16 protein-coding genes are annotated in these 15670 nt (G+C 74.7%); 10 read left to right on the top strand and 6 right to left on the bottom strand.

The window, feature by feature from the left end; all coding sequences use genetic code 11:
* The first annotated feature begins 51 nt into the window (after positions 1 to 51).
* Entirely contained in the window at positions 52 to 903 is an 852-nt protein-coding gene (locus tag ACI79S_RS15420; RefSeq protein ID WP_456594320.1) for a patatin-like phospholipase family protein, read from the top strand.
* Between the two features lie 136 nt (positions 904 to 1039).
* Positions 1040 to 2191, top strand: coding sequence for a glycerophosphodiester phosphodiesterase (locus ACI79S_RS15425; RefSeq protein WP_456594321.1), 1152 nt, complete (start codon positions 1040 to 1042; stop codon positions 2189 to 2191).
* A gap of 70 nt (positions 2192 to 2261) precedes the next feature.
* Here ACI79S_RS15425 and ACI79S_RS15430 read toward each other — a convergent pair whose 3' ends face one another.
* A complete protein-coding gene (locus ACI79S_RS15430) occupies positions 2262 to 2906 on the bottom strand; it encodes a hypothetical protein (protein ID WP_456594322.1) in 645 nt (214 codons plus the stop codon).
* A gap of 192 nt (positions 2907 to 3098) precedes the next feature.
* Between ACI79S_RS15430 and ACI79S_RS15435 the strand changes: the two genes are divergently transcribed.
* The gene (locus ACI79S_RS15435) at positions 3099 to 4286 is read left to right on the top strand and encodes a sensor histidine kinase (protein ID WP_456594323.1); all 1188 of its coding nucleotides are present in this window, start codon (positions 3099 to 3101) and stop codon (positions 4284 to 4286) included.
* Positions 4283 to 4951 (top strand): response regulator, encoded by a 669-nt coding sequence (locus ACI79S_RS15440; RefSeq protein WP_456594324.1) that lies wholly within the window; start codon positions 4283 to 4285, stop codon positions 4949 to 4951. Before ACI79S_RS15435 ends, ACI79S_RS15440 begins: the two co-directional genes overlap by 4 nt.
* Here the strand turns inward: ACI79S_RS15440 and ACI79S_RS15445 are convergent, their stop codons facing one another.
* Both ACI79S_RS15445 and ACI79S_RS15450 read right to left on the bottom strand, forming a co-directional pair.
* Positions 4952 to 6547 (bottom strand): long-chain-fatty-acid--CoA ligase, encoded by a 1596-nt coding sequence (locus tag ACI79S_RS15445; RefSeq protein WP_456594325.1) that lies wholly within the window; start codon positions 6545 to 6547, stop codon positions 4952 to 4954.
* A 63-nt stretch (positions 6548 to 6610) separates the two neighbouring features.
* Entirely contained in the window at positions 6611 to 7264 is a 654-nt protein-coding gene (locus tag ACI79S_RS15450; protein WP_456594326.1) for a TetR/AcrR family transcriptional regulator, read from the bottom strand.
* Positions 7265 to 7365: 101 nt separating this feature from the next.
* Here ACI79S_RS15450 and ACI79S_RS15455 point away from each other — a divergent pair, with 101 nt between their 5' ends.
* From ACI79S_RS15455 to ACI79S_RS15465, 3 genes are read left to right on the top strand one after another with little or no spacing between them, the layout of a single operon-like run.
* Entirely contained in the window at positions 7366 to 8592 is a 1227-nt protein-coding gene (locus ACI79S_RS15455) for an acyl-CoA dehydrogenase family protein (RefSeq protein WP_456594327.1), read from the top strand.
* Entirely contained in the window at positions 8589 to 9587 is a 999-nt protein-coding gene (locus ACI79S_RS15460; protein ID WP_456594328.1) for an acyl-CoA dehydrogenase family protein, read from the top strand. Before ACI79S_RS15455 ends, ACI79S_RS15460 begins: the two co-directional genes overlap by 4 nt.
* Positions 9584 to 10483 carry an enoyl-CoA hydratase-related protein gene (locus ACI79S_RS15465; protein ID WP_456594329.1) on the top strand — a complete coding sequence of 300 codons (900 nt, stop codon included), beginning with the start codon at positions 9584 to 9586 and terminating at the stop codon, positions 10481 to 10483. Before ACI79S_RS15460 ends, ACI79S_RS15465 begins: the two co-directional genes overlap by 4 nt.
* Positions 10484 to 10498: 15 nt before the next feature.
* On the opposite strand, the gene ACI79S_RS15470 is transcribed toward ACI79S_RS15465, so the two are convergent.
* Entirely contained in the window at positions 10499 to 10999 is a 501-nt protein-coding gene (locus ACI79S_RS15470) for a MarR family winged helix-turn-helix transcriptional regulator (RefSeq protein WP_456594330.1), read from the bottom strand.
* Between the two features lie 88 nt (positions 11000 to 11087).
* Between ACI79S_RS15470 and ACI79S_RS15475 the strand changes: the two genes are divergently transcribed.
* Positions 11088 to 11651 carry a YceI family protein gene (locus ACI79S_RS15475; RefSeq protein ID WP_456594331.1) on the top strand — a complete coding sequence of 188 codons (564 nt, stop codon included), beginning with the start codon at positions 11088 to 11090 and terminating at the stop codon, positions 11649 to 11651.
* A gap of 122 nt (positions 11652 to 11773) precedes the next feature.
* Here ACI79S_RS15475 and ACI79S_RS15480 read toward each other — a convergent pair whose 3' ends face one another.
* Positions 11774 to 12301 (bottom strand): GNAT family N-acetyltransferase, encoded by a 528-nt coding sequence (locus tag ACI79S_RS15480; protein ID WP_456594332.1) that lies wholly within the window; start codon positions 12299 to 12301, stop codon positions 11774 to 11776.
* Between the two features lie 64 nt (positions 12302 to 12365).
* Between ACI79S_RS15480 and ACI79S_RS15485 the strand changes: the two genes are divergently transcribed.
* On the top strand, positions 12366 to 12707 hold the full coding sequence (locus ACI79S_RS15485) for a hypothetical protein (RefSeq protein ID WP_456594333.1): 342 nt from the start codon (positions 12366 to 12368) through the stop codon (positions 12705 to 12707).
* 103 nt (positions 12708 to 12810) lie between these two features.
* Positions 12811 to 14703, top strand: a complete 1893-nt coding sequence (gene typA / locus ACI79S_RS15490) for a translational GTPase TypA (protein ID WP_456594334.1) — start codon at positions 12811 to 12813, stop codon at positions 14701 to 14703.
* A gap of 69 nt (positions 14704 to 14772) precedes the next feature.
* Here the strand turns inward: typA and ACI79S_RS15495 are convergent, their stop codons facing one another.
* The gene (locus ACI79S_RS15495; RefSeq protein ID WP_456594335.1) at positions 14773 to 15603 is read right to left on the bottom strand and encodes a LysM peptidoglycan-binding domain-containing protein; all 831 of its coding nucleotides are present in this window, start codon (positions 15601 to 15603) and stop codon (positions 14773 to 14775) included.
* Between the last annotated feature and the right edge of the window lie 67 nt (positions 15604 to 15670).

Raw genomic sequence — 15670 nt, forward strand, 5'->3', positions numbered from 1 at the left:
AGGGTGGCCCAGCTCACAGCGCCTGTCGAGGGGTCTGTGAGGATGAGCCGCATGAGCGACCAGCGCACCGCCCTCGTCCTCGGCGGCGGGGGCATCACCGGCATCGCCTGGGAGATCGGCGTGCTCGCGGGGCTGGCCGAGGCAGGGATCGACCTCACCGGAGCCGATCTCGTCGTCGGCACCTCGGCGGGCTCCGTCGTCGGCGCCCAGCTCACCAGCGGGGCTCCGCTGGAGGAGATGTATGCCCGGCAGCTGGAGCCCCCGGTGCAGGAGCGGGTGGCCCGGATGACCCGCGGCAACCTGCTCCGCTACGGCTGGGCGATGGTCGCCAGCCGCGGCCGCGACGTGGAGTTCCGCCGCCGGATCGGCGCCCTGGCGCTCGCGGCGGAGGCCGCCGGGCTGACGCCGACGGAGCAGGAGCGGCTGGACGTCATCGGTTCGCGGCTGGTGTCCCGCGAGTGGCCGGAGCGCGAGCTCGTCATCACCGCTGTGGACGCCGCCACCGGCGAGTTCCGCACCTTCGACCGGGAGTCCGGCGTCCCGCTGGTGCACGCCGTGGCCGCGAGCTGCGCGGTGCCCGGGGTCTACCCGCCGGTCACCGTCGACGGCCGCCGCTACGTCGACGGCGGCATGCGCTCGGCCGCCAACGCCGACCTCGCCCAGGGCTACGACCGGCTGGTCGTCCTGGCGCCGATCCCGCGCGGGGTCGGCCCACTGGCCAGCGTCGACGCGCAGGTCACGGGCATGGTGTCGCGGGTCGCGGTCGTCTCGCCGGACGAGGCCGCCCGCGCGGCCATCGGCCGCAACGTCCTCGACCCCGCCGCGCGGGAGCCCGCCGCGCGGGCCGGGCGGGCGCAGGCGGCGGCCGCCGTGGCGCGCGTCGGCGAGGTCTGGGCCGGCTGACCCGGCGCGGCACGGGCACGCCACCAGCTCGTCACCCGGAGTTGAGGCGGGGGACCGGCTCCGGGCACCTGGCCTCGCTGGGATCACCTCGCGGAGCCGACGGCGACGGTCGCCGTCCGAGCCCGCGGGAGTCCCGATGTCCCGAGCACGCCGCCTGCGTGCCACGGTCGCCGCCGTCGCGGTCGCCGTCCCCCTGTCCCTCGCCGTCCCGGCGGCCGTCCCCGCGACCGCCGCACCGAAGCCGCCGGCCCCCGAGCCCGCCACCGCGCTCGCCGACGACCTGCTCGTCGTGGGCCACCGGGGCGCCTCGGGCTACCGGCCGGAGCACACGCTCGCCGCCTACGAGCTCGCCGCCCGCATGGGTGCCGACTACATCGAGCCCGACGTGGTGAGCACCAAGGACGGCGTCCTCGTCGCCCGCCACGAGAACGAGATCTCCGGGACCACGGACGTCGCGAGCCGGCCGGAGTTCGCCGACCGCCGCACGACCAAGGTCATCGACGGCGCCCCGCTGGCCGGCTGGTTCACCGAGGACTTCACCCTCGCCGAGCTGCGCACCCTCCGGGCCGTCGAGCGGCTGCCCGAGGTGCGCGAGGAGAACACCCTCTACGACGGCCTCTACCAGGTGCCGACCCTCGACGAGGTGCTCGAGCTGCGGGCCCGGCTCACGAAGGAGCTGCGTCGCGAGATCGGCGTCTACGTCGAGACCAAGCACCCCACGTACTTCGACTCGATCGGGCTCTCCCTCGAGGAGCCGCTGATGGCCGACCTGCAGGAGGCGCGGGTGCACAAGCACACCTCGCCGGTCTTCATCCAGTCCTTCGAGACGGCGAACCTGCGGGAGCTGGAGGCGAAGGGGGTGCGCGTGCCGCTGGTGCAGCTGCTGTCGGCCTCGGGCCGGCCCTACGACCTCACCGCCGCCGGCGACCCCCGCACCTACGCCGATCTCGCCACCGCGGCGGGGCTGCAGGAGATCGCCGCGTACGCCGAGGGCGTGGGCCCGGAGAAGAGCCAGGTCATCCCGCGCAACCCCGACGGCACGCTCGGCACCCCGACGGCGCTGGTCGACGACGCGCACCGGGCCGGCCTGCTGGTGCACCCGTACACGTTCCGCAACGAGAACGTCTTCCTGCCCCCGGCGCTGCGGGCCGGCGTCGCGCCCGACGACTACGGCCAGGCGCTGGAGGAGCACCTCGCCTTCTGGGAGGCCGGCATCGACGGGATGTTCACCGACAACCCCGACACCGGCGTCGTCTCGCGCGACCTCTTCGACACCGCCACCCCCTGACCCGGGTCGTTCCGGCGCCGGCTGCGGGGCCGGTGCCGGCACGACGAGGCGGACTGCCGAGGGGCCCGGCTCAGCGCGCGCGCCAGAGCCACACGCCGACGCCCGCGAACCAGAAGGCCATCAGGTAGGTGACCGCCCAGCCCACCGGCGGCAGCAGGAGACCTGCCGCGAAGACGGCGCTGACCACCGACAGCGCGCGGGAGGTACCGCGGGCTGCGACCGCCACGGCGACGAGGAAACCCGCTCCCACCCAGGCGGCCATCGGGTGGACGACGTTCATCACGATCAGCCCGGTCTCCGCGCCCGTCGGGGTCACCCCTCCGCCCAGCACCTGGGTGCCCACGACCACCGCCGCCGCCAGCGCGGCGAAGGTCGCGGCCAGCAGCAGCACGTGGCCGGCGCCGAGGACCGGCAGCAGACGCACGGCCGCGGTGTCGCCGGAGCGCCCCAGCCGCCGGGCCAGCGCGCCGGCCACCGCGGTGGCGAGCAGCGCGTAACCGCCGAGCAGGGTCGCGGCGAGCGTGACCGGGGCGCCGCTGAGCGCCACGGCGGCCTCCTGGGCGTTCGCGGCTCCCGCCAGCGGGTCGCCGAGGACGACGGCGGCCGCGGCGAAGGCGCCCAGCGCGCCGATGCCGGCCGCGGCCGGCAGGGGTGAGCGGTGCTGCACCCCCTCCGGGTCGGTCGTGGCGGTGGCGGTGGCGGCGGAGGTGGTCATGAGCGTTCTCCTCGGTGGCGGGCGCGTGGTTCGCGCCGTCGAGTCCACGCTGGCGATCCCGGCCGCACCCGCCGTCCCTCTCGTGGCCGATCCCGGGGCCGGCGCGTCGGCGGCCCATCCCCCGCGAGGCAGACCCCGCATCGACCGTCCGAGGGACCCGTTCGGCGCCGGAACGGCCCTACGCTGCCCGCCATGCGAGGCGTGCTGAGCAGGTGGCGGGCCCTCCCGGTCCCGGTGCGCGACGGCGTGCTCGCCGTTGCGCTCACGGTCGCCGGTCAGATCGAGCTGCTGGCGGCCGACGAGCTCAGCGGTCCGCGCGGCCTGCAGCACGTGGCCTTCGCCGTCATGACGGCGAGCCTGGTGGCCCGGCGAGCCAGGCCGGTGGGCGCCGCCGTCGTCGGCGCCGCGGGCCTGGCCTTCCAGACCGTCCTGGGGGAGGTGCCCGCCGTCGCCGGCTTCGTGGCGGTCCTCGTCCTCACCTACTCGGTGGCCCAGTACGCCGACCGCCGCCGGGACGCCGCCGTGGGGCTGCTCGCGGTCCTGGTCGCCGTGCAGGTCTACCCGTTCGTCGCCGACCGGCCGGTGAACGCCGCGGACGAGGTGGCCAACATGGCGATCCCGGTCGTCGTCTGGGTCTTCGCCCGGCTGGCCCGCGAACGGCTGGACCGGGCGGTCGCGGCCGAGCGCGAGGCCGTCGCGGCGCAGGAACGCGAGCACCGGCAGGAGGCCCAGCGGGCCGGCGCGCTGGCCGCGGAACGCCGCCGGATCGCCCGCGAGATGCACGACGTCGTCGGGCACGGGGTCACGCTCATGCTCCTGCACGCCGACGCGGCCCAGGCCAGCCTGGGAACCCGCGAGCCGGCCGCGGCCCGGGCGCTGGACGTCGTGCTCGCGTCCGGCCGCACGGCCCTCGACGACCTGCACCGGATGCTGCGCGTCCTCCGGGAGCACGCGGACGACGGGCCCCCGGACGCGTCGCCCGGCTCGATCGCCGCCATCGACGAGCTCGTCGTGGCGGCGCGGACAGCCGGGCGGGACGTCGAGGTGACGACGGACGGCCCCGTCCGCCCGCTGCCGGCCGCCGTGGAGGCGACCGCCTACCGGATCGTGCAGGAGTCGCTGACCAACGCGCTCCGGCACGCCCCTGGTGCGCCGATCCGCGTGGTGCTGGAGTTCGCCGACGAGGCGCTGACCGTCGAGGTGTCCGACGACGGCCCGGGCGGCGGCGATCCCGGGCGGGCGGGGCACGGCCTCCTGGGCCTCCGGGAGCGCGTGGCGCTCTTCGACGGCGGCATGACCGCCGGGCCGCGGGCCGACGGGAGCGGCTGGACCACCCGCGCGGTGCTGCCCGTCCCGGTGCCGGAGCCTGCGCCGGTATGAGCGTCCGGGTGCTCCTGGCCGACGACGAGGCCCTCGTGCGGGCCGGGCTCCGGATGATCCTGGAGGCCGAGGCCGGGCTGGAGGTCGTCGGGGAGGCCGGCGACGGGGTGGACGCCGTGGGCCTGTGCCGGCAGCTGCGCCCCGACGTCGCGCTCGTCGACGTCCGGATGCCCCGCCTGGACGGCATCCAGGCCGCCCGCCGCATCTGCGCCGACCCCGCCGCGGCGACGGCGGTGGTCATGCTGACGACGTTCGACGCCGACGAGCACCTGGTGGAGGCCCTGCGCGCCGGCGCGGCCGGGTTCCTGCTCAAGTCGATGCCGCGCGAGCAGCTGGTCGCCGCCGTCCGGTCGGCCGGCACCGGTGACGTGCTGCTCGCGCCCAGCCTGCTCCGGCGCCTGCTCGACGACCACGTGCGCCGGGTCGGACCCACCCTGGCACGGCCGCCCGGCCTCGACCGGCTGACCGCGCGCGAGGAGGAGGTGCTGCGGCTGGTCGCCCGGGGCCTGTCCAACGCCGAGATCGCCGACCGCCTCGTGCTGGGCGAGGGCACGGTGAAGACCCACGTGGCGCGCGTGCTCGCCAAGCTGGGGGTGCGGGACCGGGTGCAGGCGGTGGTGGTCGCCTACGAGTCGGGGCTGGTACGGCCCGGCCAGGCCGACTGACTAGACCACGGGCTCGGCGACCAGGGAGCCTGCCGAGTGCTCCTGCCGCAGCGCGGTCTTGAGCACCTTGCCGCTCGGGTTGCGCGGCAGCGCCCCGACCACCGAGTACTCCCGCGGGTTCTTGTAGCGGGCCAGCCGCTCGCGGCACCAGGTGCCGAGCTCCTCGGAGGTCGGCGGGTCGGCTGCGTCGCGCGGGGCGACGACGGCCAGGGGCGCCTCGCCGTAGCGGGTGTCGGGGACGCCGATCAGCGCGACCTCGGCGACCTTCGGGTGGGCGGCCAGGACGTTCTCCACCTCGGCGCAGTAGATGTTCTCCCCGCCGGAGATGATCATGTCCTTCTTGCGGTCGACGACGTAGAAGTAGCCGTCCTCGTCCTGGCGGACCAGGTCGCCGGAGTGGAACCAGCCGCCGGCGAACGCCTCCGCGGTCGCCTCCGGCTTGTTCCAGTACTCCTTCATCACCATCGGGCTGCGGTAGACGATCTCGCCCACCTCGCCCCGCGGGACGTCCTCCATCGCCTCGTCGACCACCCGGACCTCGACGTTGAGGATCGGCGTGCCGACCGAGCCGATCTTGCGCACGGAGTCCTCACCGCGCAGCAGGCAGGTGACGGGGCTGCACTCGGTCTGGCCGAACGCGGTGACCACCTCCGCCTGGGGGAAGGCGTCGATCAGCGCGCGCAGCAGCGTCGTGGAGGCGGGGGCCGCGCCCCAGGAGACCCGCCGCAGCGACGAGAGGTCGCGGGCGGCGAGGTTGGGGACGGCGAGCACGGCGGCCCACATCGCGGGTACGAGGAAGATGCTGGAGGCCTTCTCCCGCTCCATCATGTCCAGCGTCGCGGCCGGGTCGAAGGCGCCCGACTTGATGATCACGTGGACGCCGCCGAGGAGCAGCGGGGGCAGCCCACCGGCGAGGCCGGCGATGTGGAACAGCGGCGCGCCGGGTACGCCCACCCGGTCGTCGGGGTCCCAGCCCAGCGTCGTGATCTGGCTGAACGCGTGCAGGAGCAGGTTCCGGTGCGTCAGCACCGCGCCCTTGGGGCGCCCGGTGGTCCCGGACGTGTACATGATGAACGCGGGCTCGTCCTCGTCCACGACGACGTCGAGCGGGTCGGTCCCGGCGGCGGCGAGCGCCGCCTCGTAGTCCTCGCTGCCCGGCCCGGCGTCCCCGCCGCCGACCACCAGGGCGGTGGCGACGTCCGGCGCCTGCTCGCGCGCCTTGGCGGCGACCTCGGCCAGGGGGGCGTCCACGACCAGCGCGACGGCGCCGGAGTCGGTGAGCACGTAGGCAACCTCGTCGGCCACCAGCCGGAAGTTGACCGGGACGACGATCGCACCCAGCCGGACGCCGGCGAGGTAGGACTCCCACCCCTCCATGCCGTTGAGGGTCAGGACGGCGACGCGGTCACCGGTGCCGACCCCGCGCTGCCGCAGCGCCCGGGCCAGGCGGGTCACGCGCTGGTCCAGCTCGGCGTAGCTGCGCCCCGTCCCCTCGAAGCGCAGCGCCGTCGCGTCCGGCGTCGCGCGGCTCCAGCGGGCCAGCTGGTCGCTCAGGGTCATGCCCCTGCCCTGCAGGGGAGGAATCTCGACGCTCACGGCTGCTCCTCGACGTCCGACGCGATGTGATCTGCGTCATGGTGGCGAGCGGGGAGTGAGCGGTCAACCCTGACTGTCGAGGGCGAGCAGCCGCGCGGCGAGGCGCTTCCAGAGGGCCAGGTGCGGATCGGTGGCGGCCGGCCGGTCCTCGAACGCGTACACCAGCGCCACACCCCGCATGCTCGTGAAGAGCAGCTCGCACAGGTCGGCGTAGGTGGCGGCGCCGGCGATCTCCGGCCCCCAGATGCCGTCGGCCACCGCGGCGATGGACGCCCGCAGCCGCCGCTCCTCGCCACGCAGCGCCGCCCGCAGGTCGGGGTCGGTGCGCGCCGCCGTCCAGAGCTCCATCGCCGCCCAGAACGGGGGCTCCTGGAACGTCGCCCACATCAGGTCGATCGCCCGGTCGACCCGCTCCCGCCCGGTCGGCTCGTCCTCCATCAGCGCCGCGGCCCGGCGCCGCACCTCGTCGAGCTGGGTCGTGGACAGGTGCTCGGCGGCGGCGACGAGCAGCTCGGCGCGGGAGGGGAAGTGGTGCAGCAGCCGGCCGCGGGAGACCCCGGCGCGGGCCTGGACGGCGAGCGTCGAGGCGCCGGTGAACCCGTCCTCGACCAGGCAGGCCACGGCGGCGTCGAGGATCAGCAGGCGGCTGTCGGCGGTCCGCTCCGAGCGGGAGCGGGGCCCGGGAGCGGCGCCGCCCGTGACGGGCTCGGCGCTCATCCGCGGAACAGTAGGCCGTGCACGCGACCCGGAACAGTCACCGTTGACCGTTCCGGGTGACGCCTGTCACGCTGCGGCCGACCCGCTCCCCGACGAGAGGCGTGCCCGTGGACTTCGACGACAGCCCCGACGAGGCCGAGTACCGGGCGCGGGTGCGCGCCCTGCTCGAGGAGCACGCCGACGAGCTGCTGCACCTCGCGCCGGGCCAGGAGGGGATCGACGCCCGCACCCACGAGGCCGAGATGCGCCGCACCCAGCGGGTGCTGGCCGAGGCCGGGCTGGTCGGCGTCACCTGGCCGCGGGAGTACGGCGGCCAGGGCGGCACGCTCGTGCAGCAGGCGATCGTCGGCCAGGAGCTCGCCCGGGCCCGGGTGCCGGCACTGATCAACCACATCGGCATCGGCATGTGCGGGCCCACCGTCATCGCCCACGGCAGCCAGGAGCAGCGCGAGCGTTACCTCGCCCCGCTGCTGCGCGCCGACGAGGTGTGGTGCCAGCTGTTCAGCGAGCCGGCGTCGGGCTCGGACCTCGCCGCGCTGCGCACCACCGCCGTCCGCGACGGCGACGACTGGGTCGTCAACGGGCAGAAGGTGTGGACGACGCTGGCGCACGTCGCCGACTTCGGCATCCTGCTCACCCGCACCGACCCCGAGAAGCCCAAGCACGCCGGGCTCACCATGTTCGTCGTCGACATGCACGCCCCGGGCGTGACGGTGCGCCCGCTGCGCCAGATGGGCGGGCAGGCGGACTTCAACGAGGTCTTCTTCGACGACGTGCGCATCCCCGACGAGGAGCGCCTCGGCGAGCCCGGCGAGGGGTGGCGGGTCGCGCTGACCACGCTGATGAACGAGCGGGTGGCCATCGGCGGCGCCGGTGGTGCCATCGGGGCGCCGGTCGAGGAGTTCGCCCGGCACGCGCGGGAGCGGCTGCCGCGGCTGGACCCCGAGCGGCAGGTGCTCGCCCGCCAGGCGGTCGGGCGGGCGGTGGTCGCGGCGCTCGCCGCCCGCTACACCGGGTACCGGCGGCTGACCGTCCTCAGCCAGGGCGGCATCCCGGGGCCCGAGGCCAGCGCCGGGAAGCTCGCCGGCACCGAGGCCGGACTGCTCATGGCCGACGCCGGGGTGCGGCTGCTCGGCGACGAGGCCGTCTACGCCGCCACCGCCGACGGCGACGACCGCTGGCAGCGGACCCAGTCGTGGCTGCCCGGCATCAGCATCGCCGGGGGCACCGACCAGGTGCTGCGCAACATCCTCGGCGAGCGGGTGCTGGGCCTGCCGCCGGAGCCCCGCAGCGACAAGACCGCCCCCTTCTCGGGAGGGGCGCGATGAACTTCGACCTCGACGCCGACCAGCGCGACATCGCCGACGGCGCCCGCGACTTCTACCGGGGCAACGCCTCGCCGGCGGCTGCGCGCGCGGGGCTGGAGGGCGGCCGCCTCGAACCCGGACGCAAGGCACTGGCCGACATCGGCTTCCTCGGCATCACCGTGCCGGAGTCCGCCGGCGGCTCCGGGCGCCCGCTGCTCGACCTCGCCGTCGTGGCCGAGCAGGGCGGCGCGGTGCTGGCCGCGCCCTCGCTGGTCACGGCCGCGCGCGCCGCGGTGCTGCTCGCCGACGCCCCCGACCTGGCCGCGCAGCTGGCCGACGGGTCGACGGCGTTCGCCGTGCTGGACGGGGCCGTCGACGGCTCCGCGCCGTCGGTCGACGCCGCGGACGCCGGCCTGTTCCTGGGGCTGGACGGTGCGGACCTGGTCGTCGGCGAGGGCGAGGTCGTGCCCGGCCGGCCGCTGGACGCCACCCGTGGGCTGGCCTCCGTCCGGCTGACCTCCCGCCGCGTGCTGACCCCCGACGCCGGTGAGCTGTGGGCCCGCGCCCGGCAGGTGGGCGCGGTCGTCATGGCCGCGGAGGACCTGGGCGGCGCCGAGCGGTGCGTGCAGCTGGGCGTGGGCTACGCCCAGGAGCGGGAGGCGTTCGGCCGCCGGATCGGCTCCTACCAGGCGATCAAGCACATGCTGGTCGACGCCTGGGTCGGTGTGGAGCAGCTGCGCTCGCTGGTCTGGTGGGCAGCGTGGGCGAGCGACTGCAACCCCGCGGAGCTGCCGCTGGCGGCGTCGGCGGCCAAGGCGTGCGCGGCCGCGACCTTCGAGCGGGCCGCGAGCACCCTCATCCAGGTGCACGGCGGCATCGGCTTCACCTGGGAGCACGACGCACACCTGTACTGGCGGCGGGCGAAGGTCGACCGGCTGCTGCTCGGGGACGAGGCCGAGCACCTCGACGCCGTCGCCCGGCTCACCGTCACCGGGGCCCTGGGCGCGGGGCGATGACCGGCGACCTCACCGAGCTGCGGTACGAGGTGGCCGACGGCGTCGCGACGGTGACGCTGCACCGGCCGGACCGGCTCAACGCGTTCACCCTCACGATGGCCGACGAGCTGAGGCGGGTCGCGGCGGCCGCGGACGCCGACGACGACGTCCGCGTGGTGGTCGTGACCGGGTCGGGCCGGGCGTTCTGCGCCGGTGCCGACCTCGGCGGCGGGAAGGACACCTTCTCCGACCGGCGCACCCGGGAGCGCCCGCCGGGTCCGCTCAGCGAGGAGATCGGCGGCTTCCCCCGGGACGCCGGGGGTGTCGCCTCGCTGCCCTTCGCCGCGCTGCGCAAGCCGGTGATCGCGGCGGTCAACGGCCCGGCCGTCGGCATCGGCGCGACGCTCACGCTGCCCATGGACGTCCGGATCGCCGCGAAGTCGGCGCGCTTCGGGTTCGTCTTCGGCCGCGTCGGGATCGTGCCCGAGGCGGCGTCCTCCTGGTTCCTGCCCCGGGTGGTCGGCATCAGCCAGGCCATGGAGTGGGTCGCGACCGGGCGGGTGTTCGACGCCGCGGAGGCGCTGCGCGGCCGGCTGGTGTCCCGGGTAGTGCCCGACGACGAGCTGCTGCCGACCGCCTACGGGCTGGCCCGGGAGATCGTGGCGAACACCAGCGGGGTCGCCGTGGGAGCCGCCCGGCAGCTGCTGTGGTCGATGCTCGGCGCCCCCTCGCCCTGGGACGCCCACCGCGCGGAGTCCCGGGCGCTGGTCGAGCTGGGGGAGGGGCCGGACCCGGCCGAGGGGGTGACCGCCTTCCTGGAGAAGCGGCCGCCGCGCTTCCCCGGCCGCCTGCCCGACGGCGCCGTCGCGGGCGTGCCGCGCTGGCCGCTGCCCCCGGACGACGTCACCCGCGGCTGAGCCGGGGGCCGCGGGTCAGGGAATGCGCGTCGGGTCCAGGTGGCGCAGCAGCGTCTCGCCGAGGTCGCGCATGGCGGCCACCTGCGCGGGGGAGAGCTGGTCGAACAGCTCCCGCCGGACGCCCTCGACGTGCACCGGCGCCGCCCCCTCCAGCGCGGCGAACCCCTCGTCGGTGAGGACGGCGAGCTGACCCCGCCCGTCCTCCGCGCACACCTGCCGACGCACCCAGCCGCGCTCCTCCAGCCGCGAGACGGCGTGCGAGAGCCGGCTCCGGGAGGAGAGGCACCGGTCGGCCAGCTCGCTCATCCGCATCATGCGCTCGGGCGCCTCGGAGAGGGCGACGAGGATCTCGTAGTAGGCGTGCGAGATGCCGGTGCGGTGGCTGAGCTCGCGGTCGAGCCGGTCGAGCAGGAGCTGGGCGCTGTAGAGCCAGGCGCGCCACGCCTTCTGCTCCTCGGGATCGAGCCAGCGCGGCTCACCCGTGGGGAGGGACTCCGGCGACACCGACATGGTCATGGGCACAGAATACTGGCGGAATAGTCAAGCGCTCAACTATGCTGACGCCAGACATCACCCCGCCACGCACGACCACCAGGGAGACACCATGACCAGCAGCACCAGCGTCCAGATCCCCGGCTACATCGCCGGCACCTGGGACATCGACGCCAGCCACTCCACCGTCGGCTTCTCCGTCCGCCACATGATGGTGAGCAAGGTCCGGGGCTACTTCCGCGAGTTCTCCGGCGAGATCGTCACCGCCGAGGACCCGACGCAGTCCAGCGTCACCGCCACGGTGGACATGGACTCGATCGACACCCGCCAGGAGCAGCGGGACGCGCACATCAAGTCCGCCGACTTCTTCGACGTCGGCAACCACACCGTGATGACCTTCCGCTCGACCGGCGTGAAGACCGACGGCGCCGACTGGACCGTCGAGGGCGACCTCACCATCAAGGGCATCACCAAGCCGGTCGTGCTCGAGCTCGAGCTCAACGGCTTCGGCCCGGACGCCTACGGCGGCACGCGCGCCGGCTTCAGCGCCAAGACCGAGATCTCCCGCAAGGAGTACGGCGTCGACATCGACATGCCGATGGACGGCGGCGGCGTCGTCGTCGGCGACAAGATCAACGTCGAGCTCGAGATCGAGGCCGTGCTCCGCACCGCCTGAGAAGGAGCCCTCTGCCCCCGCGTCTCGCGAGCTTGACGCGGGACCCTGCAGAGGCGCCGTTCCAGCACGTCGCGAAGGCCCCGGACGGTTCGCCGTCCGGGGCCTTCTGCGTCGGTCGGGCGCTAGGTCGTCGCAGGGTTCAGCACCTGGAACAGGAAGTGGTCCTGCCATCGGCCCGCGATCCGCAGGTACTGCGGCGCAAGCCCATAGCGGGTGAACCCGTTGCGCTCCAGCACCCGCTGGGACGCCGCGTTGTGCACCAGCGTCCCCGCCTCGACGCGGTGCAGGCCCAGCTCGCCGAAGGCCCGGCGGAGCATGTCGCCGAGGGCCGCGGTGGCCAGGCCCCGCCCGTTGCTGGCCGCGCCCACCCAGTAGCCGACGCTGCACGACTGGAAGGCGCCGCGCACGATGTTGTTCAGCGTGATCCGGCCGACGACCCCGCCGGCCGCGTCCAGGACGACGTGCGGCAGCCCCAGCCCCAGCGCGTGCCGGTCCAGGGCCCGGCGGACCTCCTCGCGCTGGCCCTCCTCGGTGAAGTAGGACTCCTCGCGCCGCGGTTCCCACGGGGCGAGGAAGTCGCGGTCCGCGAGGACGATCCGGGTCAGTGCCGGCGCGTCGTCCATGGCCAGCAGGCGGGTCCTCGTGGTCATCCGCTCACCCTGCCCCACCCTGGCGCATCGACCCGTAGCCGTCCCCGCTGGGACACTGGTCGGCATGTCGACGCCGTCCCTGTCCCGGATCCCCGCCTCGCTCCTGGTCGCCGTCGGGCTGGCCGCAGGCTTCGGCATCGCGCAGGGCACCGGCGTCCGGGCGCTCGGCGGCGCGGTGTTCGCCGTCTGCGGCGCCGGAGCCGCCTGGATCGCCGCCCGACGGCGGGGCCCCGCCGTCACCGCGGGGCTCGCCGCCCTCTACATCGGCGCCTTCGTCCTGGCACACGTCCTCGCCCTGGGCGCCGGTTTCCCCGCCTGGTTCGCGGTGAGTCTGGTCACTGTCGCCGCCGCAGGGGCCACCTACGGGGTGGTCGACAAGCAGCGGGAGACGGTGTCCGCGCGCTGAGCACCTAGAGTGGAGGGAAGGTCGCGGCCTCGGAGGTCGTTGTCCTGCTAGCCCGCGCGCGTCCGCGCGGCGCGACCCCGAGCTGCCCGAGGTGCCCTTCCGCATGCCCACCCGCAACGACCTGCGCAACGTGGCGATCATCGCCCACGTCGACCACGGCAAGACGACCCTGGTCGACGCCCTCCTCCGCCAGGCCGGCGCCCTGGGGCGCGCCAAGGGCGAGGGTACCGACGCCGACACCACGCAGGACCGCGTGATGGACTCGATGGACCTCGAGCGCGAGCGCGGCATCACCATCCTCGCCAAGAACACCGCGATCCGCCTGGCCGACGAGGACGGCAACCCGGTGGTCGTCAACATCGTCGACACCCCCGGTCACGCCGACTTCGGGGGTGAGGTCGAGCGCGGGCTGTCGATGGTCGACGGCGTGGTCCTGCTGGTCGACGCCTCCGAGGGGCCGCTGCCGCAGACCCGGTTCGTGCTGCGCAAGGCGCTGGCCAAGGGGATGCCGGTCATCCTCGCGGTGAACAAGACCGACCGCGGTGACGCCCGCATCGCCGAGGTCGTCGACGAGTGCTACGAGCTGTTCATGGAGCTGATGGAGGACGCCGGCCTGGACGCCGACGCCCTCGAGTTCCCGATCGTCTACTGCAACGGGCGCACCGGGCAGGCGTCGCTCAACCGCCCCGAGAACGGCACCGTGCCCGACAGCCCGGACCTCGGGCCGCTGGTGAAGACGCTGCTGGACACCGTTCCGGCGCCGACCTACGACGCCGAGGAGCCGCTGCGCGCGCAGGTCACCAACCTCGACGCCTCGCCGTTCCTCGGCCGGCTCGCGCTGCTGCGCGTGCACTCCGGTGAGATGAAGCGGGGCCAGCAGGTGGCCTGGTGCAAGGTCGACGGCACCATCAAGAACGTCAAGATCACCGAGCTGCTCGTCACCGAGGGCCTCACCCGCACCCCGGCCGAGAGCGCCGGCCCCGGCGACCTGGTCGCCATCGCCGGCATCGAGGACATCATGATCGGCGACACCCTCGCCGACCCGAACGACCCGCGGCCGCTGCCGCCGCTCACCGTCGACGAGCCCTCGATCTCGATCACGATCGGCATCAACACCTCGCCGATCTCGGGCAAGTCCGGCAAGAAGCTCACCGCCCGCCTGATCAAGAACCGGCTCGACCAGGAGCTGGTCGGCAACGTCTCGGTGCGCATGCTGCCCACCGAGCGGCCCGACACCTGGGAGATGCAGGGCCGCGGCGAGCTGGCGCTGGCCATCCTCGTCGAGCAGCTGCGCCGGGAGGAGTTCGAGCTCACGGTCGGTCGCCCGACCGTGGTCACCAAGACCATCGACGGCAAGCTGCACGAGCCGGTCGAGCGGGTCACCATCGACACCCCGGGCGAGTACGTCGGCACGCTGACCCAGGCGCTCGCGGTTCGCCGGGCGCGGCTGGAGAACCTGGTGCACCACGACACCGGCTGGGCGCGGATGGAGTACATCGTCCCGTCGCGCGGCCTCATCGGGTTCCGCACCGAGTTCCTCACCGAGACGCGCGGTACCGGCGTCCTCAACCACAACCTCGAGGGCTACGAGCCGTGGCTGGGCGACATGCGCGCCCGCCCGACCGGCTCGCTCGTGGCCGACCGCCAGGGCGTGGCGACGACGTACTCGATGTTCTCGCTGCAGGAGCGCGGCCAGCTCATGGTCGAGCCGGGCACCGAGGTCTACGAGGGCATGATCGTCGGTGAGAACTCGCGTCCGGACGACATGGACGTGAACATCACCAAGGAGAAGAAGCTCACCAACATGCGCAAGTCCACCTCCGAGGAGCTGGAGCGGCTCATCCCGCCGCGGATCCTGAACCTGGAGCAGGCGCTGGAGTTCTGCGCCGAGGACGAGTGCGTCGAGGTGACGCCGGCCAGTGTCCGCATCCGCAAGGTGGTCCTGGACCAGACCGAGCGCGGCAAGGCCAAGAACCGCAAGCCCAAGCCCAGCTGATCCGCCCCCGGTGCGCAGCGAGCCCCTGTCCGGTGATCCGGGCAGGGGCTCGCTGCGTCGCGGGTGCCGTTACGGCGCCGGTGCGAAGGCCACGTGCGGGTGGTCCATGTGGTTGGCCGTGGCGGATCCACGGTCCTCCATGGCCTGCCACGCCCAACCCGTCCACGTGCCGGCGATCTGCTGGTGCCAGATGACGTACTCGACGCCGAGGCGCGCCGCGTTGTCGATGACGTACTGGGCGACCGCGTCGCCCGTGGCCCGGTCGTCGTAGACCATGAAGTCGGCGGCGAGCCCCTCCGTGGGGCTGTGGCCGGGGCGGGTCAACACCGTCGAGATGCCGAACTGCGCGGCGATCTCTCCCACGGCGGGGCGCACGTGGGGATCCCACGCGCCGTAGGCCGCCGCGTCCGGGGCCGACCGGTCCGCGGCCCGGCTGGCGCGCTCCGGCACCGCCGCCGTGCCGCCGCCGAGGGCGAGCCGCTGACCGACGCGCAGCACGTTCGGGTCGGCACCGACGACATCGAGGTTCAGGGCGTGCAACTGCTCCCAGGTGGTGCCGTGGCCGGCGGCGATACCGCCCAGCGTGTCGCCCGCCTGGACCACGTACTCGCCGACGGCGGCCGGCGCGCTCGGGACGGCGGGGGCGGCGGGGGCGGCGGGCGCGGCGCCCGATCCGCCGATGACGAGGACCTGCCCGACGCGCAGCACGTTCGGGTCGGCGCCGATGGTGGCGAGGTTGTCGGCGTGGAGGGTCTGCCACGAGGTGCCGTGGGCGGCCGCGAGCCCGCCCAGCGTGTCACCGGGGACGACCGTGTGCTCCCCGGAGTGGGCGTGGGCGGGAGCGGCGATCGCGAAGGAGGCGGCCGCCGCGGCCGCGAGGACCACGGCCGGACGTGCCACAGCTGCCGTGGCGGAGGTGCGGGTGGGGCGACCGAGTCGCGCCGTGCGGTGCTTGAGCATGGGGAAG

The sequence above is a fragment of the Blastococcus sp. SYSU DS1024 genome (assembly GCF_054050795.1).